This is a genomic window from Shewanella sp. NKUCC01_JLK (genome assembly GCF_019345615.1).
Lineage (GTDB): Bacteria > Pseudomonadota > Gammaproteobacteria > Enterobacterales > Shewanellaceae > Shewanella > Shewanella oncorhynchi.
In genome coordinates this window covers 1-1,260 of the sequence record NZ_JAHKRD010000035.1, presented here as the reverse complement: position 1 = coordinate 1,260, position 1,260 = coordinate 1, and the positions used below count along the sequence as shown (strand labels likewise).

The following is a 1,260-nucleotide window of genomic DNA, read 5'->3' as shown; positions in this document are numbered from 1 at the left end:
TGTAGTGGCACACTAATTTTGGCCACCTAAATAGAGGTGATATTATTACCTCGTAGATGACTTTAGGTGAAAACATGAGATCGACAACCAGAAAAACATTTAGTGCTGAATTCAAACTTGAAGCAGCCCAATTAGTCCTCGATAAAAACCATAGCATCATCGAAGCTGCAAAGGCGATGAACGTAGGTAAGTCCACTATGGATAAATGGGTGAGACAGTTAAAACTAGAACGCCAGGGTGGCACACCAAAAGCATCTCCGATTACCCCTGAACAAATTGAAATCCGTGAGCTGAAGAAGCAAATAGCTCGTCTTGAGGAGCACAATCTTATCCTAAAAAAGGCTACCGCTCTCTTGATGTCAGACTCGATGAACAATTTACGCTAATCAGCGCACTCAAGCAGAGCCACTCTATTCTCACAATTTGTAATGCATTCAAAGTGCATCGAAGTAGCTATAAGTATTGGCTAAAAAGAAAAGAACATATTGATACAGACTTTACTATTTTATGCAGTGAAGTGAAGGCCGCACATCGTATTAGTCATGGCTCTGCCGGTGCGCGAACGATAGCGCAATTAGTGACTAACAAAGGGATTGGTCTCAGTCGTTATCGAGCCCGTAATCTAATGAAAAAACTTGGGTTATTAAGCTGTCAGCAGCCTAAGCATTCTTATAGGAAAGCGACACAAGAGCATGTTGCAATCCCCAATACGCTTAATCGACAGTTTGCAGTAACTCAACCAGATCAAGTGTGGTGTGGCGACGTGACGTATGTTTGGGTCGGTAATCGCTGGGCCTATCTAGCCGTTGTTTTAGACTTATTTTCCCGCAAACCTGTTGGATGGGCTTTGTCATTATCACCAGATAGTGCGCTGACCTGTAAAGCTTTGAAAATGGCATTTGAGTTAAGGGGTAAGCCTGAGAATGTGATATATCACAGCGATCAAGGTTCGCATTACACAAGCTTGAAATTCAGACAATTAATATGGCGTCTTCAGATTGAGCAAAGTATGAGTCGCCGCGGGAATTGTTGGGATAACGCACCAATGGAGCGTTTCTTTAGAAGTTTGAAATCTGAGTGGATACCTGCCAGTGGTTATGGGAATTTTACAGAAGCAGATAAAGAGATCACAAATTACATCACTGGATATTACAGTGAGACCAGACCCCATCAATATAATGGTGGGTTAACGCCAAATGAGTCAGAACGTTTATATTGGAATGACTCTAAAACCGTGGCCAATTTTACTTGACCACTACA

Annotated in this window: 1 protein-coding gene; it reads left to right on the top strand. The window is 42.1% G+C overall.

What is annotated here, in order from left to right; genetic code table 11:
• The first annotated feature begins 74 nt into the window (after positions 1–74).
• Positions 75–1,252, top strand: a protein-coding gene (locus KO537_RS22925) for an IS3-like element ISSba5 family transposase (protein ID WP_173244624.1) whose coding sequence is annotated in 2 segments (ribosomal slippage) — positions 75–333 and positions 333–1,252 — 1,179 coding nt in all. Because the reading frame shifts where the segments join, the coding sequence is not laid out codon by codon here.
• Positions 1,253–1,260: the final 8 nt, after the last annotated feature.